Source organism: Paenibacillus urinalis (assembly GCF_028747985.1).
Lineage (GTDB): Bacteria > Bacillota > Bacilli > Paenibacillales > Paenibacillaceae > Paenibacillus > Paenibacillus urinalis.
Window position 1 is genome coordinate 4,742,501 of the sequence record NZ_CP118108.1, and the last position, 20,062, is coordinate 4,762,562.

The following is a 20,062-nucleotide window of genomic DNA, read 5'->3' on the forward strand; positions in this document are numbered from 1 at the left end:
TCGACCAAATCGTAGATCGTGTTGTAAGTAAAGCTCATCCTGGAGATATTGTACTCCTGCATGCCAGTGATTCTGTTAAACAAACCCATGAAGCCCTTCCTCAAATTATCGAGCAGCTACGTCAAAAAGGATATGAGTTCGTTACTGTATCCGAATTGATCAATCAATCTAATGTTAAAGGTGCCGAAGTACGCGATCAAGCGATGAACGATACACAGCTTTAACACTGCTGCTCTATTTTTGCAATAATTTGCTCGACCTAGTGATCGGCAGATGAACACTTGAATATAAAATAAAAGAGCTAACCCCGGTTAGCTCTTTGGCATTTTTTTCAATTTACAGACGTATTCATGCTTGATGTCTTCCCTCCGACCGGCTTACTGTCTGCCGTATGATTGCTTGATGCGTCACTTGACGCTGGTGCAATGCGGTGCAGCATTAGAATTTGATATGTATTGCAGGCCAGAAGTGGAATAACGGTAAAGGCAGTAGCTGAATGATCCCCTATGCTAAGCACTCCGATTGTCTCAACAATTGTCAATGCAATCATGAAAAATAATGTCGGTATAAGGGCATGATTATTGGTAGCTCTCACTTTAAAATAAGCGGTTACAACAGCGGTCAATAGAATAATGATGCCGAGGATAAGGTCCGATGCTCCATTTCCTTCGTTCATGAATATCCGGAAAAACATTAATTCGAGCAAGGCAAGGGCTGTTAAGGCAAGCTGAATATAAGTCCATGTTTTTTGAGAAAAGGTGCCTCGTCCCATATAGTTCAAGATCAAATAAGCAAAAAAACCAAGCTGTGAGTACAAGCTGATCATCATGCCCGAGCCGAACAGAATAACCAGATACAAAAGATAATCCGCTGTTCCTGAGGATACATAATCACCGGTCGTAAGAATAAAGCCTGTAATCAGTGAAGCAATTCCCCCGACACATAAGGTTCGCCAAAATAAATAAAACCATTTCCTTAAATTCAAACCTTTTCCACCTCCGAGTCTTTATTTTACCAACCTTCTCAATAAAAAACCATGGCTTATCGGACATAATTATCGTGTATTCCCCTCATACTACAATCAGTATCTTAAAAAGGGGCTGTGAGGCGCGTGAAATGGCATAATTTACGTTACTTGTGTTTGGTAGGCGGTATGGCCACCCTTTTATCCGGATGCGGGTCTGATCAAAGCTCTGGATCCCAAGGCGGCAGTTATAAAGAAATGAAGACGATGGTCGTTGATATTTTGAAAAGCGATGAAGGTAAAAAAGCAATGGAGGAAGCCCTTCTTGGTCAAAGCAGTACAGGAAGCGGCGGCGGTGAGGGCGGTTCGGAAGAAGAATCAGGATCCGGAGGCGGATCTGGTTCAGGATCAGGCGGAGGCTCTGCTTCAGGAAGCTTTGGTATTCGAATGCTTACTTCAGGCGGATCAAGTGAGGATATTCGTCTTGCGGTCAAAGACACCCTCTCCTCCCCTGAGTACAAGAAGGAATTTGAAGAGATCATGAAGGACCCGAAATTTGCAGGAGAATTTGCCAAGGTGGTTAACGCCCAGAGCAAGCAAATTCACATGGAGCTTATTAAGGACCCTACGTACCAAAAGTCGATGGAGGATATGCTGAAATCTCCTGAAATGCAAAAAATGATGCTGGAGCTCACTCAAAGTGCTGATTATCGCAAACAGACGATGAGTGTCATGCAGGAAGCTATGCAGAATCCACTCTTCCGTATGGAAGTTATGGAGCTGCTGCAGGCCGTTGTCAAAGAGGAGCTGCAGCCTAAACAAAGTGAAGGCGCTGGGGGAGCTCAAGGCGAAGGTGGCGGCGGCGAAGGCGGCGGCGGTGGTGAAGGCGGGAATGAAAGCGGCGGCGAAGGCGGAGAAAGCGGATCTGGTGGCAGCAGTTAACCCTATTTGAGTCTTAACCTAATAAAAAAAGCCAAGCCAATCATGGCATTAGCTCGTCCATAAGACGGCCTATGACATCAGTGCGGCTTGGTTTTTTTATTCAATATTTCTATTCAACAGTTGTCTTATCAATAATCGCTGCTGCAACATCATTATACATTTGTCCGATCTCTGTATGATCCTTATAAACCGATGGAGAGAAATCAGGCTCAGAAATGTGATTATCCGGATTACCGAGTGGAATTTGGGCGAGCAATTCCGTATGCAGGCTTTCGGCTAACCGGCCCCCGCCGCCTCTTCCGAATACATAATCTTTCTCTCCACAGGATCCGCATTGATAATAAGCCATATTTTCGATTACGCCCAGAATGTCATGCTGCGTCTGTATCGCCATCGCTCCAGCTCGCGCCGCAACAAAGGCTGCTGTAGCATGGGGTGTCGTTACAATAATCTCTTTGCTTTGCGGTATCATTTGATGTACATCCAGTGCAATGTCTCCTGTACCTGGAGGCAAATCAAGGATCATATAATCAAGACTCCCCCAATTCACATCACTGAAGAACTGTCTCAGCATTTTCCCCAGCATCGGGCCTCTCCAGACAACTGGACTGTTCTCTTGAACGAAAAAGCCCATAGACATCACTTTGACACCGAAACGCTCCACAGGCTGAATTGCTCCATCCACCACTGCAGGCCCCTCTTCAATCCCCATCATATCGGGAACGCTGAAGCCGTAAATATCCGCATCAATGATTCCTACTCTCTTCCCCTGCCTCGCGAGGGCAGCAGCCAGGTTTACGGAAACCGTCGATTTGCCGACTCCGCCTTTGCCGCTTGCAATGGCGATAAACTGAACTCCTGACGCAGGATCTAGGAGATCGTTATTCTCCATCCCTGCAGCGTGTCCTTTGACCAGCACTTCTTCATCAGTTGGTTCTGCTGCTTCTGTATTCCTCTTCTTGCTATCCCCTAACGCGCCTTCTCGCTCCATGTCTGAAGCATTGCGAAGCCGCACATGGACTTCATTCACTCCTGCCTGACGCAGTACAGAGGCTGCCTGATCTTTAAGCGTTCTGCGAACGTTTTCATCTTCAGTCAAACAAATCATGGTCAAATGGATTCGATCCTCTTTAACCATGATATCGCGAATAAAGTTCAGATCTGCATACCGAAGTCCGCTCACAGGCTCCTGAATGCCAGATAATAATTCCAGCACTTGGTCTCTTGATAACATGATGATAGCACCTCAGCTTTATCTATTGGCATGTATTCCTTTTATACAAGTACAGATCTATTATAACACTCTGAGGTGCATTATTTTAGTTTTTCATTTTTTCCCCTGAGGCATATCTCAAAATTCCTTTGTAGACAGATGCTGCTACCTTACGCTGATACTCATCCTCTGCCAGTAGTCTGGATTCTTCGGGATGTGACAGAAAGCCCACCTCAACAAGCACAGACGGCATTTTTAATGCTTGAAGCATATATACGGTGTTAACAGTTTTTGCGATTCGATCTGTATTCTCTAGGTTTCGTCTAATCTCGTCCTGAATGAGTGCAGCAAAGTTTGGATTATCTTCATGATTCGGGTAATAGAATACCTGTGCTCCGCTCCAGCGATTAGAAGGGATGCTGTTCATGTGAATGCTAATAAACATATCCACCTGCTTATCCTCAATCATTCTTACACGCTGCTTCAGATCCTCTGTTTTTCGTTTGGAATATCCCTTGGTATCTTCAGGAGCGAGGTCGACATCTGTTTCTCTGGTCATGACCACAGTAGCACCTGCTTGCTGCAAATAGTCCCGTAAATACAAGGCTACAGCTAAATTGATATCTTTCTCAATAACCCCTTGCTTGCTCACGGCTCCCCCGTCTGGACCACCGTGCCCTGCATCCAGAGCAATGACCTTCCCTGACAACGGCAGGCTCCAATAATTCCACGTTTTAGATGCCGGTACCTCATATATAGCGATACAGACAAATAGAGCCAGCAGAAGAGCTCCCAGCAGGACTCTCTTCATGGTTCGAACATGAATCCACACCAAGAGCTTATTCGAACGTTTTTTTCGCATAAAAAAGCCACCTCCGATCCAAACTGACCATAATGATCTATATGGGACGAGGTGGACAAATATTCATTTATATAAGGACAAACCTAAATTATGTGGTTACCTGCTGCTCCGTCATACCCTCAATCAGCACTTCCGCTACTTCCGGGCGCGTAAATTCCGGCGGCGGGCATTGTCCCTCTCTCAGGAGCCCTCTTACTTTCGTACCCGACAATGTTAAATGGTCCTCTTTGCCATGCGGGCAAGTCTTGCTGGAGGCCATATTTCCGCATTTCGTACAGAAGAAGCTGTGTTCGAAGAATAGCGGAGTAATCCCAAGCTCCTCAGCTGTAAAATTAGTGAAGATCTCCTGGGCCTCATAGGTACCATAATAATCGCCTACCCCTGCATGATCACGGCCAACGATAAAATGAGTACAGCCATAGTTCTTGCGGACCATCGCATGGAAGATCGCTTCCCTCGGACCTGCATAACGCATCGCTGCCGGAAATACACCCAGGAAAGTCCGATTCGCCGGATAGTAATTCTCGAGCAGAACCAGATAACTCTTCATACGGACATCCGCCGGCACATCATCTGACTTCGTCTCACCAACAAGTGGATTAAGGAACAGAGCATCCACAATCTCCATCGCACTCTTCTGAATATATTCATGTGCACGGTGAACAGGATTACGTGTTTGAAACCCTACCACTGTCTTCCAGCCTTTGGCTTCAAACTGTTCACGTGTCTCTGCCGGATCATAATAAAATTCTTCGAACTTCGCTGGCTGCTTACGATTCAACACTTGAATCGAACCGCCTACGTAAGTTGTATGGCGTTCAAACAGCTTTTTCACACCAGGATGTTCTTTATCATTTGTTTTATAGACTTTTACTGCTTCAACCTCATGATCTGCCTTATACACACTTTCCACAGTCAGCGTCCCATAGATCACACTATCTTCCTGACCTACTAGAGCAATGACCTCACCGATTTCAAACGATGCTGCATACTCGGGATTCACATCAAGTGTAATCGGAATGCTCCACACCGTACCATTTACAAGTCGCATGTTATGAACTACAGACTGATAATCCTCTTCATTTAAAAACCCGGTCAACGGAGAAAATGCACCCACACCAATCAAATCCAAATCCGATATGGTCCAATTGGTAATGGGCAGCTGTCTTAGCTCCTTAGCTTGCTTGAGCTGTTCTTCTCGCTCTGCACCTGTTACAATCCGATTAACTAGTGTTCCACCATGAGGCAATATCGCAGCCATGAACCCATCTCCTTATGAGCGATTGTCTATAACGATGATTTGAAGTTACGCAAGCTATTTAAATTTAATAAATTGAATCGCTTATTTGTGCAATCCACACTCCGTTTTATCATTACCTGACCAGCGTCCTGCTCGGGGATCTTCTCCCGGCATTACCTGTCTAGTGCAATATTCGCATCCTATACTTGGGTAATTTTGATCATGGAGCGGATTATAGATCAGATTGTTCTCCCGAATATAGTTCCATACATCCTCGTTCGTCCAGCCCGCAATCGGATTGAATTTCATTAGGCCAAATTTCGTATCGTACTCTACTTTCTTTGCATTTGCGCGAGTAGGTGCCTGGTCACGACGAATTCCGGTAATCCATGCATCATATTGAGATAGGATACGTGTCAAAGGCTCTACCTTTCTAATGTTGCAGCATGCATTCGGATCAGACTTCCACAGCTCTGCACCATGCTCCTGCGCTTGCTCTTCGGGTGTAATCTTTGGTGATACTCTGACAAAATCAATATGATAACGAGCTACAAGACGATCCCGTGTCTCATATGTTTCTTTAAAATGAAAATCTGTATCTAGATAAAATATGTCTGATTTAGGACTGATTTTTTGAAGCATATCAACCAAGACAACATCTTCGGCACCAAAACTGCAAGCAAATGTGATGTTCGGAAATGTCTCAACAGCAAAACGAATAATATCCTCCGGCGTTGCATCCTCGAGCTCGATCGCTTTAACTCTAGCCAATTCTTCTTTTTCTAACAAATTCATTTGTACTTGCCTCCCATATGTGTACTACCTTACATTAAAACCTACAATTTAGATATGAATTACAATTAAGTATAAATCTTACCAGGAGAAAGTCAATGCTAAATCCAACTTTTTTACTAAGAATTTAAGGTTTTTTTGAAACTTTATTTGTTTTTGATAAAAAGTATGCAAAAAAAGCCTGTTCTTCGTTAGTAAAGTGACCATTCAGAAGTAGACACGGGCAGCTCCGAAGAATACCCAATGCATTGTCTGTTTAGTTTAACTTTAAAGAAGAACAAGCCTTTTACAATTTCTAAGGTAAAACGATGAAGATTCGTGTTTCACTGTACATTTAGTGCCTATAAGGATGCTTGCTCAAAAACTCCAGTGCATGGAAGAGCATAACCGAAGCCTCTGCCCGTGTAATCTCCGCTCTCGGAGAAAAGTTAAGCTTATCATCCAGCTCTGTAATATCCCAAACTAATGAGCGCTGAATGGCGCCTTGGTAAGCAGGTGTGATGTCATCTGCATCTGAGATTTCCTCAGGCTTGATATTGATCAGCGGCAAACCGGCGTATTTCTCGATCATATCTATGAGTAATGCCGTATATTGCTCCTTGGTTATTGAGGATGATGGTGTCAGCTCCGCAGGAACCGAAAGGCCATTGTCATTAAAGTCTATGAATGCATCTGCATACCAGCCTTCAAGCCATACCTCACTATACATTTCAACTGTCTCGCCTTCCAACTTAAGCTCTTCCTTCTTGTCGCTAGAAATCGACTTAAGACCTCCTGCAATCAATTGTACAGCCTCAGCAGTCGATAAGGAGGACTCAGGCTTAAATTCCCCGTTCCCTATCCCTCTGACGATACTTCTTTCCTGTAAGGAACGGATCTCCGCTTCCCCATATGTACCTTGAATATCCGTGAAGCCGACATTTGCATACGTTAAGCCACTACCTAATGTAATAGCTAAAGAAACCGCCATGAACCCAATCACATTTTTATTCAATCGTCGCATCGTTATAACCTGCCTTCTAATTAAATTAAGTTGTTATAAGAAGAGGATTCCTTCTTGTACTCTAAACGATGACGTCCTTCAGAAGGTTGCAGCAATGGCATAGGATGGGATTGAGGAAGTTGTTCTAATGCGCTACTAAAGAATATAAGCGCGGACACTTTAGAGAAGGATAGGCAAAGTAAAATAAAAAACCTCTGACCTGATGGCCAGAGGCTGTAATCTTGAAAGTCCAAGATAATATTAACGTTTCGAGAACTGTGGTGCACGACGAGCGGCTTTGAGACCGTATTTTTTACGTTCTTTCATACGTGGGTCACGAGTCAGGAAGCCTGCTTTTTTCAGACCTGGACGGTATTCTGGGTCAGCTTTCAGAAGTGCACGGGAGATACCGTGACGGATTGCGCCTGCTTGACCAGTGATACCACCACCATGAGCGATTACGAGAACATCGTAGTTACCCAAAGTTTCAGTCAGTTCAAGTGGTTGTTTAACGATCAGTTTGAGTGTTTCCAAACCGCCGAAATAATCGTTGATGTCGCGTTTGTTAATGACAATGCGTCCTTCACCCGGTACAAGGCGAACACGTGCTACCGAATGTTTACGACGACCTGTCCCATAGTATTGTACTTGTGCCATGAAACTGTCCTCCTTTTAATTATCCGCGAAGTTCGTAAACTTCAGGTTTTTGTGCTGCATGTGGATGTTCAGCGCCAGCGTATGCTTTCAATCTAAGTTTCATTTGGTTACCCATACGAGTCTTAGGAAGCATGCCGTGTACAGCGAGTTCGATCATACGTTCAGGCTTGTTCTTAACCATCTCTTTAGCAGGAGTGACTTTCAGTCCACCTGGGTGCATAGAGTGACGGTAGTAGTTTTTGTTCTCCATTTTCTTACCAGTAAGAACAATTTTCTCTGCATTGATAACAACAACGAAATCGCCAGTGTCAACATGTGGAGTGAATTGTGGCTTGTGTTTACCGCGAATCAAAGCCGCAGCTTCGCTTGCCAGACGGCCGAGCGTTTTGCCTTCAGCATCAATGATGTGCCAATTACGCTCAACTTCATTAGGCTTCGCCATATAAGTGGTACGCATGAAAAGTTCCTCCTTCAAATGTCGCGTTCATAATACGCATAAATGTTAGTCGTTTATATTCGTTAAGTTCAACTGTTTGTTTTGATGGATTGGTGTTGCATTTTGGTTGTTCACTTAATTGGGGCTGTGGGAAAGCCATTAAGAAAACACAACTTATATATTACACGATTGCAGCCCAGTTCGCAAGGCATTTATCCGAGGTTTTTTTTTAGAAATCCTCATACTCCACATTCCACAGCATCAGCCCTTTGCTAACCGCCGTAGGGCCTGCTGCAGAGCGATCCTCTGCCTCCAAGATCAACTTCATCTCTTCTGGCTTACGCTTCCCTTCTCCGACCTCCAGCATCGTACCGACAATAATACGGACCATATGCTGCAAGAAGCCGTTTCCCGTAATAAACAGATGTATAACACCTTGATCTCTCGGGTGGCCTTTGCGGCTCATGGAACTATCAACTGTAAGCTCTGCCTCATACAGTGTCCTGATATGAGATTGCTTGGTGGAGTGCCGGGAGGCGAAAGAGGTAAAGTCATGAGTCCCAAGCAAGTATGGGAGACTCTCCCGCATCGCTTGTATATCCAGATTACCTGGATGATGCAGCTGCGTCCGTCTATTAAATAGATCGAGAAACTGATTGGCATTAATGGTGTAACGATATGTTTTTCTCTTGGCAGAACGTCTGGAATGAAACTCAAGCGGAACTTCGTAAGCATCGGTGAGTATGATGTCCTCAGGCAGTCTGCCATTCAGCGCCATACACCAACGATCAATCGGAATCATAGATTCAGTATGGAAATGAAAAACCTGTCCAATCGCATGCACTCCAGCGTCTGTACGACCTGATGCATGTATTTTGACCGCCTCACCTGTCAGTGATTTGATCGCTTCTTCAATTCGATCCTGAATGGTGTTCCCGATCGGCTGGGTTTGGAAACCAAAATAATCCGTACCATCATAATTCACCTTCATACATATGTTCCGCATCGAATTCACACCTTTATCCCATACTAAGCACACAGCCTTCTAAGTCAAAACATACAGCTTCCAATCCTCATTACAATGAAAAAGAGCTCCTATCGGAGCTCCTCCCCAAACCGTCGCTTCAATGAGGCAAGGAAAAAAAGGGCATGTTCAGAATATAAATCCTGTCACCCTTCCCTCACTTTATGCCACTATTTACGCGCGGTCTACCAGTTCCAAGTAAACCATAGGCGCAGCGTCACCGCGACGAGGTCCTAGTTTCATGATACGAGTGTATCCACCTGGACGCTCAGCGTAACGTGGTGCGATTTCGCCAAACAGTTTTTGAATTGCATCCTGTTCACCATCAATCGTCTCACGACGTACATAAGCAGCCACTTGACGACGTGCATGAAGATCCCCTTGCTTCGCTTTGGTGATCAGCTTTTCAGCGATAGAACGAACCTCTTTCGCTTTTGCTTCAGTCGTTTGAATACGCTCGTACAAGAATAGATCCGTTACGAGGTCACGGAACAATGCTTTACGAGCACTGGAGTTACGACCCAACTTTTGGTATGCCATGTTTTCCCCTCCTTCACTTCAAACAATCGCTTGCTATTCTTCTGTACGAAGACCCAAACCTAGCTCTTCGAGCTTCTCTTGCACTTCTTCCAAAGATTTGCGACCAAGGTTACGTACCTTCATCATGTCTTCTTCAGTCTTAGTGGTCAATTCCTGAACCGTGTTAATACCCGCACGCTTCAAGCAGTTATAGGATCGAACAGATAGATCGAGCTCTTCGATCGTCATTTCGAGTACTTTTTCTTTTTTGTCTTCTTCTTTTTCAACCATGATCTCTGCATCTTTAGCTTCGTCAGTCAAACCAACGAACAAGAACAGGTGCTCGGTTAAAATTTTGGCGCCAAGACTAACTGCTTCTTCTGGACGAATGCTTCCATCAGTCCAAATTTCAAGCGTCAGCTTGTCATAGTTCGTTACTTGACCAACACGCGTATTCTCAACACCATAGTTGACACGTGCAATCGGGGTATAGATGGAATCCACAGGGATGACGCCGATCGGTTGGTCATCGCGTTTATTCCGATCCGCTTGGACGTAGCCACGACCGCGATTGGCAAAAATACGCATGTGTAGTCTCGAACCTGGACCAAGAGTTGCGATATGAAGATCCGGGTTAAGGATTTCCACATCACTATCCGCACGAATATCTCCGGCTGTTACAGCCCCTTCACCTTCAGCATCAATCTCAAGAACTTTCTCTTCATCCGAATGAATTTTCAAAGACAAAGCTTTCAGGTTCAAAATGATTTCCGTTACGTCTTCCATTACGCCAGGAACTGTAGCAAATTCATGCAACACACCATCGATCTGTACCGATGATACTGCTGCACCTGGAAGCGAGGAAAGCAAGATACGGCGAAGCGAGTTGCCCAGCGTCGTACCATATCCACGTTCCAACGGTTCCACCACAAATTTGCCATAAGTGCCATCATCATTGACGTCTACCGTCTCAATTTTCGGCTTTTCGATTTCTATCACTGCAATACCCCTCCTTCAAAACGTCCTGTCCTATATGAAACATTTACCTTATCTAGTGTAGCCATGTAGTATGCCTAAACAACCATTATTAACAGATTGTGCCGGATTATACCACACTAAGGGGGCAAATCTCATTAGACACGACGACGTTTTGGAGGACGGCATCCGTTATGTGGCACAGGAGTTACGTCTTTGATCAGGTTAACTTCCAGACCTGCAGCTTGCAAAGAGCGGATAGCTGCTTCGCGGCCAGCACCTGGTCCTTTAACCATAACTTCGACTGCTTTCATGCCGTGTTCCATTGCCGCTTTAGCTGCAGTTTCTGCTGCCATTTGAGCTGCGAACGGAGTCGACTTACGGGAACCTCTAAATCCAAGACCGCCGGAGCTTGCCCAGGAAATAGCGTTACCGTGTGGATCCGTAATGGTAACAATTGTGTTGTTGAACGTGGAACGGATGTGTGCCACGCCAGACTCAATATTTTTACGGTCACGACGTTTAGTACGTACGACTTTTTTCGGTTTAGCCATTGTAGATTATCCTCCCTTCTTATTTCTTTTTGTTTGCTACAGTACGACGAGGACCTTTACGCGTACGAGCATTTGTTTTAGTACGTTGTCCACGAACTGGAAGCCCACGACGGTGACGAATACCGCGGTAGCAGCCAATCTCAGTCAAACGTTTAATATTTAAAGAAATTTCTCGACGAAGGTCACCTTCTACTTTAACCAATTTGTCGATACCATCACGTAATTTGCTCACTTCATCTTCCGTCAGATCACGGACACGAGTATTTGGACTAATGCCTGTTTCGCTCAGAATTTTCTGGGAAGTCGTTTTACCGATTCCGAAAATGTAAGTCAAGGCGATCTCAACGCGTTTGTCACGTGGCAAATCCACACCAGCTATACGAGCCATTTTACGCTACACCCCCTTCTATTAACCTTGTTTTTGTTTGTGTTTCGGATTTTCGCAGATGACCATTACATTACCTTTGCGGCGAATGACTTTGCATTTCTCGCAGATAGGTTTTACAGAAGGTCTTACCTTCATGTTGATTACCTCCTCAAAGTTTTACGATGAGTAAAACTGACTTCGAAAGCATTCCACAGCTTCTATGGAAGCAGTCTCTTGTACATAGGGTACACCAAGATTGCATTCACATGCAAAACTGTTGTAACTCTCATTCGTTATTTCAGAAAATGCACCTTACTATTTACGATAAGTTATACGCCCTTTGGTTAGATCATAAGGCGATAACTGAACAACCACTTTATCTCCTGTCAGAATGCGGATAAAATGCATCCGCAGTTTGCCGGATACGTGAGCTAGAATTTGATGACCATTTTCAAGCTCTACTTTGAACGTTGCGTTAGGAAGCGGCTCTATAACCGTTCCTTCCACTTCAATGACATCTTCTTTGGCCACAGATAGTCTCCTTTCTTCTTCAGCTTTGAACTTCGCTTGCATTTATGAACTGCTGGACTGCATAACGCAGTTTTCCGTTCGTAACCCGTCCAATTTCGTTAATACTGTTTACAACCTCGCTGCTGATCATCGGCTGGGGATCCAGATGAAGAAGGTTCTTCTTCTTAGCTCCATCAAACTTGCGTTTGTCCCCGTCAGCAATATATACATATCTGTTGTCCTCAACAGCGATGACTACTGCAAACTGGCCAGCATCCCTGCCTCGAAGGATTTTTACGATTTGACCGATTTGTGGGATTTCTTCATTCATCTTCTCATCACCTACGCATCTCGCCTTCGCAAAAATGGAGTACAGATCGACCGTCATACGACATTGCAAACAATCGAATATAGCTGGGCAACCCATGCAATTTCGGTTCATCGACTGAAGTACAAATACTGGCAGGAAAACCGTGATAACCTGTGAAAGACGACACAGCCCCTTGACTGCGATGATATTGATCAGTCATTTGGTGAAGTTCTCCGGTCAAAACCCGGGATAAATAATGAACCGTCTGATCTTCCTGTACTTGCGTACCGGATAAACGCGTCTCACTCTTCCAACCCAGTTCTGCATCGGACTTACAAATGATCATTACCATTAACCCCGCAGTAAGGATACGATCTCTTGCGATACCGCATGAATTTCCTGTTCCCCGTCGATTTGACGCAGAAGACCTTTGTTCTCATAAAACGTGAGGAGTGGTGCTGTTTTGTTGATATATTCGTCAAGACGAGTACCTACGCTCTCTTCGTTATCGTCAGAACGCTGATACAACTCGCCGCCGCATTTATCACAAATACCTTCCTGTTTAGGCGGGTTAAAAACAACATGATACGTAGAACCGCAATTTTTGCACAAACGGCGACCCGTTAGACGAGCCAGCAATTTGTTACGGTCAACCTTCAAGTTGATGACATGATCCAAACCAGTATTTAAACGTTCCAGAATACCGTCCAGTGCTTCTGCTTGTGAAATGGTCCGTGGAAATCCATCCAACAGGAAGCCCTTCTCACAATCAGGCTGCTGAAGACGTTCTTCAACAATACCTATGGTAACATCGTCTGGTACAAGCTTACCCTGATCCATGTATTCTTTAGCTTTAATCCCAATAGGAGTTCCTTGCTTAATCGCCAAACGAAATGCATCGCCTGTCGAAATGTGAGGAATGCCGAATTCATTAACAATCGCTTCTGCTTGTGTCCCTTTTCCTGCCCCAGGAGGGCCCATGAATAAGATGTTCACGTTATGTCACTCCCTCCAAGACTATCCCTTCAACAAGAAACAGCACAATAGGTGCCGGTCTTAGCAACTCACCAGCAAGGGCGAACTATTGCATTCTTTACCGGAACCTATGGCTATTTATTGATGAAACCTTTGTAATGGCGTTTGATCAATTGACTTTCAATTTGCTTAGTCGTATCCAATGCTACACCAATAACGATCAGCATGGAAGTACCAGCAAGCTGTGCAACTTGAGGCAAACCGGAAAGTGAGCCCAAGAATACAGGTAGAACGGAAATGACAGCCAAGAACAAAGCTCCGGTCATCGTCAAACGAGTCAAGACACGGGACAAGTATTTCTCAGTTGCTTTACCCGGACGAATGCCTGGGATATAACCGCCGTTCTTCTTCATGTTATCAGCCATTTGCTGCGGGTTCATCTGCACGAAAGTGTAGAAGAACGTGAAACCAATAATCATGATAACATAGAGCACCATACCCAACGGTTTGTCATAAGACAAATGCGTTGTAACCCAGTTCGCCCAGCCATAACCCGCCCAGAACGAAGCGATAATGATCGGAAACTGAAGAAGTGATACAGCGAAAATAACAGGGATAACGCCCGCCGCATTGATTTTCAGCGGAATATGGGTGTTTTGTCCACCATACATTTTGTTACCTACAACACGTTTTGCATATTGAACCGGAATCTTCCGGATCGCCTGCTGGATGTAAATAACCCCTACAATGGTCAGGAGAAGAACCAGTGCCACAATAACAACCTTAAGGATGTTCATGAACAACTGATCTGCCTGAATGAATTCTGATTCTATTGTTGTACGGATAACATTTGGAATGGTAGCAACGATACCGGCAAAGATAATGATTGAAATCCCGTTACCAATACCTCTTTCCGTAATCTGCTCACCAAGCCACATAAGGAATGAAGTACCTGCCGTCAATACAATCGCGATGACAATATAGTCAACGAAAGTAGCATTAGGCACCATTTCCTGTCCATACAACCGGTTAAATCCGATCGATGTACCAAATGCTTGGATTAATCCCAACACCACTGTACCATACCGAGTGAGCTGGGCTAATTTTTTCTTACCATGCTCACCTTGTTTGGCCCATTCCGCAAGTTTCGGAATAACATCCATCGATAACAATTGTGTAATGATGGATGCTGTAATATATGGCATAATCCCTAGCGCAAAGATCGAGAACTGGAACAACGCTCCGCCTGAGAATGTGTTCAGAAGACCAAACAATTCTCTGCCTTGCGAATCTACCGCGTCGAATACTTCCTTGTTAACTCCTGGAACAGGAACAAAGGAGCCGATACGGTAAATAATTAGAACAAAGAGAGTGAACAAAATTCGTTTTCGAAGATCTTCGACTCGCCATATATTCTTAAGGGATGTGAGCATTAGATCACCTCGGTTTTACCGCCGGCAGCTTCGATTTTCTCTACCGCAGATTGAGAGAACTTATTCGCTTTTACTGTAAGTTTTACAGTAACTTCGCCATTGCCAAGAATTTTGATGCCAGATTTTGTGTTATTCACAATACCTGTTTCAACCAAAACTTCTGGAGTTACTTCTGTACCTGCTTCAAAACTATTCAGATCTTCAATGTTCACAACCGCATATTCTTTGCGGGTAGGGTTTACGAAACCGCGTTTTGGCAGACGACGATACAGTGGGTTTTGACCACCCTCGAAGCCTGGGCGAACACCACCGCCAGAACGAGCGTTTTGACCTTTGTGACCGCGACCTGAAGTTTTACCCATACCGCTACTTGGACCGCGACCTTTACGTTTGCGTTCTTTACGCGATCCAGGAGCTGGAGAAAGCTCATGTAACTTCATCGTTGCACCTCCTTAATGATTTGTGGGAACAAGCCCTATGATGCTATTCCTTATGCCTCGATTTCTTTAACAGAAACCAAGTGACTTACTTTATTCACCATACCGCGGATCGCAGCATTGTCGTTATGAACCACAGTTTGGTTGAGTTTACGAAGACCGAGTGTGTTAACAGTCGTTCTTTGTGTCTCAGGACGTCCGATCAAACTGCGAACGAGGGTAATTTCCAGTTTAGACATGAGATTCCCTCCTTAGCCCCGAAGCTCTTCGACAGTTTTTCCACGCAATTTCGCTACATCTTCAGCGCGTTTCAAGCGGGACAAACCTTCCAAGGTCGCATTGACCATGTTCATGGAATTCGAAGAACCCAGTGATTTTGTCAAAATGTCACCCACACCAGCAAGTTCCAGAACGGCACGAACTGGACCACCAGCGATAACCCCAGTACCTTCAGCAGCCGGTTTCAAAAGAACACGGCCAGCTCCGAATTTACCAGTGATCAAGTGAGGAATTGTTGTTCCTACGAGTGGTACGTGGATTAGATTTTTCTTAGCATCTTCAATACCTTTGCGGATTGCATCAGGTACTTCGCCTGCTTTACCGATACCAGCTCCAACCCAGCCATTGCCATCACCGACAACTACCAGAGCGCTGAAGCTGAAACGACGTCCGCCTTTTACTACTTTAGCAACGCGATTAATATTTACAACTCTTTCAGTGAGTTCTAAAGTGTTAGGATCTACACGCAAGTCGTTAACCTCCTTTTAAAAAATATCTTAGAATTCAAGCCCTGCTTCACGAGCAGCATCAGCCAAAGCTTGAATACGTCCATGATAAAGGTAGCCACCACGATCGAAAACGATGTTAGTGTATCCTTTTTCTTTCGCACGTTTAGCAACGAGAGCGCCAACTTTCTTAGCTGCCTCAACGTTACCACCGTTTGTGATTTCGCCGCTGATTTCTTTGTCTACCGTCGATGCAGATGCAAGCGTTACACCTGCTACATCATCGATCAGTTGAGCATAGATATGTTTATCGGAACGGAATACGTTCAAACGTGGACGCTCAGCCGTACCAGAAATTTTACCACGAACACGGATATGTCTTTTCAGACGCACTTTGTTCTTATCTTGTTTAGTAATCATTTCACGTTTCCTCCCTTCAGTTAGCCTTGAATAGCTTCACATTAAGACGCACAGGGTATATTAGAAACACGAGCATCTCCTGAAAAGCCAGGGGACGGCACAAAGTCGGTAAGAAATCTTATTTCTTCTTACCGGCTTTACCTTCCTTACGGATGATGCGTTCGCCTTCATATTTAATCCCTTTACCTTTGTAAGGCTCAGGTTCGCGAACAGAGCGGATTTCAGCTGCATAAGCACCTACGCGCTCTTTGTTAATTCCACGAACGATGATTTTAGTGTTCGAAGGAACTTCGAACTCAATACCCGGTTCCGGCGTGATTTCTACCGGATGGGAGTAACCTACGTTCAGAACGATTTTATCTCCGGATTTGCTTGCACGATATCCGACCCCAACCAGCTCCAGAGATTTCGAGAATCCTTCAGTTACGCCAAGTACCATGTTATTTACTACGGAACGAGTAGTACCGTGCAAAGAACGATGTGTTTTGTGATCAGAAGGACGTGTTACTGTGATTTCATTATTTTCAACGGAAACCTTCATTTCTTTATGAAGTTCACGTGTAAGTGTACCTTTAGGACCTTTAACCGTAATTGCGGTATTGTCCAGAGTGACTTCTACGCCACTTGGTACTGTAATTGGTTTACGACCAATACGGGACATGTTGTTGCACCTCCTTGTTCTGTGACTTTATATTACCAAACGTAGCAGACAACTTCGCCGCCAGATTTAGCTTGACGAGCTTCTTTATCTGTCATTACACCTTTGGAAGTAGAGATGATCGCGATTCCGAGACCACCAAGTACGCGAGGTACTTCATTGCTTTTCGTGTATACACGAAGGCCTGGTTTACTGATTCTTTTCAGACCAGTAATAACGCGCTCGTTGTTTTGACCGTATTTCAAGAAGACACGGATGATGCCTTGTTTGTTATCATCCACATATTCTGCATCACGAATGAAACCTTCACGCTTCAGGATTTCAGCGATTTGTTTTTTCATCGTCGAAGCAGGCATTTCTACCGTCTCGTGACGAACTGTGTTCGCATTACGAATGCGAGTAAGCATATCTGCAATTGGATCAGACATAGTCATTGTGTGTAAACCTCCTTCCCGTTCAGGACTTTTTACCAGCTTGCTTTTTTCACGCCAGGGATCTGGCCTTTATAAGCTAATTCACGGAAACAAATTCTGCAAATTTTAAACTTCTGCAATACAGAATGTGGACGACCGCAACGTTCACAACGAGTATAAGCGCGAACTTTGAACTTCGGTGTGCGTTGTTGTTTAACTTTCATTGAAGTTTTTGCCACTTAGCCTGACACCTCCTAAATAATTTCGGAGAATTCGGGACCCTAGCTGGATTCCCGGATACTGTTATTTCTTACTTTGCGAAAGGCATTCCCAGTTGAGTAAGCAATTCGCGGGACTCTTCGTCCGTTTTAGCTGTAGTTACGATTACGATATCCATACCGCGTACTTTGTCGACTTTATCATACTCGATCTCTGGGAAGATGAGTTGTTCTTTAAGTCCAAGTGTGTAGTTACCGCGACCATCGAACGCTTTGTTCGATACGCCTTGGAAGTCACGTACACGAGGTAGAGTGATGTTGAACAATTTATCAAGGAAGTGATACATACGCTGTCCGCGCAGTGTTACTTTAACCCCGATTGGCATGTTCTCACGAAGTTTAAAACCGGCGATTGATTTTTTAGCTTTAGTGATAACTGGTTTTTGACCAGAGATCAGCTGCATATCGTTCACAGCGGAATCAAGTACTTTGGAGTTTTGGACAGCGTCACCCACACCCATGTTGATTACCACTTTCTCGATCTTAGGAACTTGCATTACTGTGCTGTATTCAAACTTCTGCATCAAAGCAGGAGTTACTTCATTCAGAAAACGTTCTTTCATTCTTGCCATGAATTATGGACCTCCTTTCTCATTCGATTACATTAGTCGATCGATTCTCCGGAACGTTTAGCAACGCGTACTTTTTTGCCGTTGTCTAAAACTTTATAACCGATACGAGTTACATTTCCGCTCTTCGGATCAATGTGCATCACGTTCGATACATGGATTGGAGCTTCTTTCTCGATGATTCCGCCTTGTGGATTCAGCTGGTTAGGCTTTTGGTGTTTTTTCACGAGGTTAACACCTTCAACAAGAACGCGATTCTCACGAGGATAAGCTGCGATGACACGGCCTTTTTTGCCTTTGTCTTTACCGCTGATCACCATAACAGTGTCGTCTTTTTTGACGTGCAACTTGTTGTTATGAGATTCCAGAACTTTTTTCACTTTTGCCATTTCGTACACCTCCTATGACTTGCGTGAACAAGTATGAATCGAATCCTTTATACAAGGATCAATATACGTTCATTAGATAACTTCTGGAGCCAAGGAAACGATCTTCATGTAGTCTTTTTCGCGAAGTTCGCGAGCAACTGGTCCGAAAATACGAGTTCCGCGTGGGCTTCTGTCTTCTTTAACAACAACCGCTGCATTCTCATCAAAACCAATGTAAGATCCGTCTTTACGACGAACAGAACGTTTCGTACGAACGACTACCGCTCTTACTACATCACCTTTTTTGACAACGCCGCCTGGTGTTGCTTGTTTTACAGAACAAACGATCAGGTCTCCGATTTGTGCTGTACGACTACGTCCCGTACCACCTAGTACGCGGATACACATCAGTTCCTTCGCACCAGAGTTGTCAGCTACAGCCAAACGTGTAAATGGTTGAATCATCTTGTTTTCCTCCTTTCAGCAGAGCTGAATATCATTAAATGATAACCGCTTTTTCTACGACTTCAACAAGTCTCCAGTTCTTGTCTTTCGACAAAGGACGAGTTTCCATGATTTTAACAGTATCACCGATTTTCGCAGTGTTATTTTCATCATGTGCTTTGAACTTTTTCGTGTATTTGATGCGTTTATGGTACAAGTCATGTTTTTTGTAAGTTTCTACAGCAACCACGATTGTTTTGTCCATTTTGTCGCTAACCACTTTACCGATTTGCACTCGACGTGCGTTACGTTCTTCGCTCATTGTTGGCCTCCTTCCTCAATTACAGACGGATGTTCCATCCGGTACTATTTATTAGCTAATCCCAAGTTCTCTTTCACGAATGATCGTTTTAGCACGTGCAATTTCTTTACGTACGTCACGAATACGTGTCGGGTTATCAAGCTGACCGGTAGCGAGTTGAAAGCGGAGGTTAAAGAGTTCTTCTTTAAATCCGGCAATCTTTTGCTCAATTTCAGCAGTGGTTAGGTTGCGGAATTCACTAGCCTTCATTTACTTCACCACCCAATTCTTCACGTTTCACGAACTTCGTCTTAATTGGCAGCTTGTGAGCAGCCAGACGCATTGCTTCGCGAGCTACTTCTTCAGATACACCAGAAAGTTCGAACATGATCTTTCCTGGTTTTACAACAGCAACCCATTTCTCAACGTTACCTTTACCACTACCCATACGTACTTCGAGAGGCTTTTGAGTAATAGGTTTGTCTGGGAAGATTTTGATCCAAACTTTACCACCACGTTTGATGTAACGAGTCATCGCGATACGAGCAGCCTCGATCTGACGGTTCGTAATCCAAGATGGTTCAGTCGCTTGCAGACCGTACTCACCGAAGTTCAGTGTAGTTCCGCCCTTAGCTTGACCTTTCATGTGACCGCGTTGTTGCTTGCGGTGTTTTACGCGTTTTGGCACCAACAT

The 20,062-nt window shown here is 44.4% G+C and carries 34 protein-coding genes (1 of these 34 only partly in view); 2 read left to right on the top strand and 32 right to left on the bottom strand.

Features of this window, described 5'->3' with window-relative positions; genetic code table 11:
• Positions 1-224: the final stretch of a polysaccharide deacetylase family sporulation protein PdaB gene (gene pdaB, locus PUW25_RS22025; protein WP_047914056.1), read on the top strand. 568 nt of this gene lie to the left of the window's left edge; 224 of the gene's 792 nt are visible here — the last part of the coding sequence; its start codon lies beyond the left edge, outside the window; the stop codon is at positions 222-224.
• 107 nt (positions 225-331) lie between these two features.
• On the opposite strand, the gene PUW25_RS22030 is transcribed toward pdaB, so the two are convergent.
• The gene (locus PUW25_RS22030; RefSeq protein WP_047914057.1) at positions 332-985 is read right to left on the bottom strand and encodes a KinB-signaling pathway activation protein; all 654 of its coding nucleotides are present in this window, start codon (positions 983-985) and stop codon (positions 332-334) included.
• Positions 986-1,111: 126 nt separating this feature from the next.
• Between PUW25_RS22030 and gerD the strand changes: the two genes are divergently transcribed.
• Positions 1,112-1,906 carry a spore germination lipoprotein GerD gene (gerD, locus tag PUW25_RS22035; protein WP_047914058.1) on the top strand — a complete coding sequence of 265 codons (795 nt, stop codon included), beginning with the start codon at positions 1,112-1,114 and terminating at the stop codon, positions 1,904-1,906.
• A 109-nt stretch (positions 1,907-2,015) separates the two neighbouring features.
• Here gerD and PUW25_RS22040 read toward each other — a convergent pair whose 3' ends face one another.
• The 31 genes from PUW25_RS22040 to rplP form a co-directional block, all read right to left on the bottom strand.
• Positions 2,016-3,140: an Mrp/NBP35 family ATP-binding protein gene (locus PUW25_RS22040; protein ID WP_274337511.1), complete on the bottom strand. Its 1,125-nt coding sequence runs from the start codon at positions 3,138-3,140 to the stop codon at positions 2,016-2,018.
• An 85-nt stretch (positions 3,141-3,225) separates the two neighbouring features.
• Positions 3,226-3,981, bottom strand: a complete 756-nt coding sequence (gene cwlD, locus PUW25_RS22045) for an N-acetylmuramoyl-L-alanine amidase CwlD (protein WP_047914060.1) — start codon at positions 3,979-3,981, stop codon at positions 3,226-3,228.
• An 88-nt stretch (positions 3,982-4,069) separates the two neighbouring features.
• Positions 4,070-5,242 carry a sulfate adenylyltransferase gene (sat, locus tag PUW25_RS22050; RefSeq protein ID WP_047914061.1) on the bottom strand — a complete coding sequence of 391 codons (1,173 nt, stop codon included), beginning with the start codon at positions 5,240-5,242 and terminating at the stop codon, positions 4,070-4,072.
• A gap of 81 nt (positions 5,243-5,323) precedes the next feature.
• On the bottom strand, positions 5,324-6,016 hold the full coding sequence (locus PUW25_RS22055; RefSeq protein WP_047914062.1) for a phosphoadenylyl-sulfate reductase: 693 nt from the start codon (positions 6,014-6,016) through the stop codon (positions 5,324-5,326).
• Between the two features lie 331 nt (positions 6,017-6,347).
• Positions 6,348-7,016, bottom strand: coding sequence for an S-layer homology domain-containing protein (locus PUW25_RS22060; RefSeq protein ID WP_047914063.1), 669 nt, complete (start codon positions 7,014-7,016; stop codon positions 6,348-6,350).
• Between the two features lie 240 nt (positions 7,017-7,256).
• The gene (gene rpsI, locus PUW25_RS22065; protein ID WP_047914064.1) at positions 7,257-7,652 is read right to left on the bottom strand and encodes a 30S ribosomal protein S9; all 396 of its coding nucleotides are present in this window, start codon (positions 7,650-7,652) and stop codon (positions 7,257-7,259) included.
• A 19-nt stretch (positions 7,653-7,671) separates the two neighbouring features.
• Entirely contained in the window at positions 7,672-8,109 is a 438-nt protein-coding gene (gene rplM, locus PUW25_RS22070; RefSeq protein ID WP_076315714.1) for a 50S ribosomal protein L13, read from the bottom strand.
• Between the two features lie 208 nt (positions 8,110-8,317).
• A complete protein-coding gene (truA, locus tag PUW25_RS22075; protein ID WP_274337513.1) occupies positions 8,318-9,094 on the bottom strand; it encodes a tRNA pseudouridine(38-40) synthase TruA in 777 nt (258 codons plus the stop codon).
• 192 nt (positions 9,095-9,286) lie between these two features.
• Complete coding sequence (rplQ, locus tag PUW25_RS22080) at positions 9,287-9,652, bottom strand: 50S ribosomal protein L17 (RefSeq protein WP_047914067.1); 366 nt, start codon at positions 9,650-9,652, stop codon at positions 9,287-9,289.
• Positions 9,653-9,685: 33 nt separating this feature from the next.
• Positions 9,686-10,630, bottom strand: a complete 945-nt coding sequence (locus PUW25_RS22085) for a DNA-directed RNA polymerase subunit alpha (protein ID WP_047914068.1) — start codon at positions 10,628-10,630, stop codon at positions 9,686-9,688.
• Positions 10,631-10,764: 134 nt separating this feature from the next.
• Positions 10,765-11,160, bottom strand: a complete 396-nt coding sequence (gene rpsK / locus PUW25_RS22090) for a 30S ribosomal protein S11 (protein ID WP_017692100.1) — start codon at positions 11,158-11,160, stop codon at positions 10,765-10,767.
• Between the two features lie 19 nt (positions 11,161-11,179).
• Positions 11,180-11,548: a 30S ribosomal protein S13 gene (gene rpsM / locus PUW25_RS22095; RefSeq protein WP_091161615.1), complete on the bottom strand. Its 369-nt coding sequence runs from the start codon at positions 11,546-11,548 to the stop codon at positions 11,180-11,182.
• A gap of 21 nt (positions 11,549-11,569) precedes the next feature.
• The gene (gene rpmJ, locus PUW25_RS22100) at positions 11,570-11,683 is read right to left on the bottom strand and encodes a 50S ribosomal protein L36 (protein ID WP_003333770.1); all 114 of its coding nucleotides are present in this window, start codon (positions 11,681-11,683) and stop codon (positions 11,570-11,572) included.
• A gap of 159 nt (positions 11,684-11,842) precedes the next feature.
• Positions 11,843-12,058: a translation initiation factor IF-1 gene (gene infA, locus PUW25_RS22105; protein ID WP_006212898.1), complete on the bottom strand. Its 216-nt coding sequence runs from the start codon at positions 12,056-12,058 to the stop codon at positions 11,843-11,845.
• Positions 12,059-12,077: 19 nt separating this feature from the next.
• Positions 12,078-12,368, bottom strand: coding sequence for a KOW domain-containing RNA-binding protein (locus PUW25_RS22110; RefSeq protein WP_047914070.1), 291 nt, complete (start codon positions 12,366-12,368; stop codon positions 12,078-12,080).
• A gap of 7 nt (positions 12,369-12,375) precedes the next feature.
• A complete protein-coding gene (locus tag PUW25_RS22115; RefSeq protein ID WP_274337515.1) occupies positions 12,376-12,693 on the bottom strand; it encodes a hypothetical protein in 318 nt (105 codons plus the stop codon).
• Between the two features lie 5 nt (positions 12,694-12,698).
• The gene (locus tag PUW25_RS22120; RefSeq protein WP_047914071.1) at positions 12,699-13,343 is read right to left on the bottom strand and encodes an adenylate kinase; all 645 of its coding nucleotides are present in this window, start codon (positions 13,341-13,343) and stop codon (positions 12,699-12,701) included.
• A 113-nt stretch (positions 13,344-13,456) separates the two neighbouring features.
• The gene (secY, locus tag PUW25_RS22125) at positions 13,457-14,755 is read right to left on the bottom strand and encodes a preprotein translocase subunit SecY (RefSeq protein ID WP_047914072.1); all 1,299 of its coding nucleotides are present in this window, start codon (positions 14,753-14,755) and stop codon (positions 13,457-13,459) included.
• Entirely contained in the window at positions 14,755-15,195 is a 441-nt protein-coding gene (gene rplO / locus PUW25_RS22130; RefSeq protein WP_047914073.1) for a 50S ribosomal protein L15, read from the bottom strand. Before rplO ends, secY begins: the two co-directional genes overlap by 1 nt.
• Before the next feature lie 50 nt (positions 15,196-15,245).
• A complete protein-coding gene (rpmD, locus tag PUW25_RS22135; protein ID WP_047914074.1) occupies positions 15,246-15,431 on the bottom strand; it encodes a 50S ribosomal protein L30 in 186 nt (61 codons plus the stop codon).
• Between the two features lie 12 nt (positions 15,432-15,443).
• Positions 15,444-15,941, bottom strand: coding sequence for a 30S ribosomal protein S5 (gene rpsE, locus PUW25_RS22140; RefSeq protein ID WP_047914075.1), 498 nt, complete (start codon positions 15,939-15,941; stop codon positions 15,444-15,446).
• A gap of 27 nt (positions 15,942-15,968) precedes the next feature.
• Positions 15,969-16,337: a 50S ribosomal protein L18 gene (gene rplR, locus PUW25_RS22145; protein ID WP_274337516.1), complete on the bottom strand. Its 369-nt coding sequence runs from the start codon at positions 16,335-16,337 to the stop codon at positions 15,969-15,971.
• Positions 16,338-16,455: 118 nt separating this feature from the next.
• The gene (rplF, locus tag PUW25_RS22150) at positions 16,456-16,998 is read right to left on the bottom strand and encodes a 50S ribosomal protein L6 (RefSeq protein ID WP_047914077.1); all 543 of its coding nucleotides are present in this window, start codon (positions 16,996-16,998) and stop codon (positions 16,456-16,458) included.
• 32 nt (positions 16,999-17,030) lie between these two features.
• Positions 17,031-17,429, bottom strand: a complete 399-nt coding sequence (gene rpsH, locus PUW25_RS22155; RefSeq protein WP_047914078.1) for a 30S ribosomal protein S8 — start codon at positions 17,427-17,429, stop codon at positions 17,031-17,033.
• A 32-nt stretch (positions 17,430-17,461) separates the two neighbouring features.
• Entirely contained in the window at positions 17,462-17,647 is a 186-nt protein-coding gene (locus tag PUW25_RS22160) for a type Z 30S ribosomal protein S14 (protein ID WP_013312154.1), read from the bottom strand.
• Positions 17,648-17,718: 71 nt separating this feature from the next.
• Positions 17,719-18,258, bottom strand: a complete 540-nt coding sequence (gene rplE / locus PUW25_RS22165; protein ID WP_047914079.1) for a 50S ribosomal protein L5 — start codon at positions 18,256-18,258, stop codon at positions 17,719-17,721.
• A 32-nt stretch (positions 18,259-18,290) separates the two neighbouring features.
• On the bottom strand, positions 18,291-18,644 hold the full coding sequence (gene rplX / locus PUW25_RS22170; RefSeq protein WP_076315706.1) for a 50S ribosomal protein L24: 354 nt from the start codon (positions 18,642-18,644) through the stop codon (positions 18,291-18,293).
• Between the two features lie 72 nt (positions 18,645-18,716).
• The gene (rplN, locus tag PUW25_RS22175; RefSeq protein ID WP_047914080.1) at positions 18,717-19,088 is read right to left on the bottom strand and encodes a 50S ribosomal protein L14; all 372 of its coding nucleotides are present in this window, start codon (positions 19,086-19,088) and stop codon (positions 18,717-18,719) included.
• Positions 19,089-19,122: 34 nt separating this feature from the next.
• Positions 19,123-19,389: a 30S ribosomal protein S17 gene (gene rpsQ / locus PUW25_RS22180; protein ID WP_076315704.1), complete on the bottom strand. Its 267-nt coding sequence runs from the start codon at positions 19,387-19,389 to the stop codon at positions 19,123-19,125.
• 51 nt (positions 19,390-19,440) lie between these two features.
• The gene (rpmC, locus tag PUW25_RS22185; RefSeq protein ID WP_047914082.1) at positions 19,441-19,638 is read right to left on the bottom strand and encodes a 50S ribosomal protein L29; all 198 of its coding nucleotides are present in this window, start codon (positions 19,636-19,638) and stop codon (positions 19,441-19,443) included.
• Positions 19,628-20,062: a 50S ribosomal protein L16 gene (gene rplP, locus PUW25_RS22190; protein WP_047914083.1), complete on the bottom strand. Its 435-nt coding sequence runs from the start codon at positions 20,060-20,062 to the stop codon at positions 19,628-19,630. Before rplP ends, rpmC begins: the two co-directional genes overlap by 11 nt.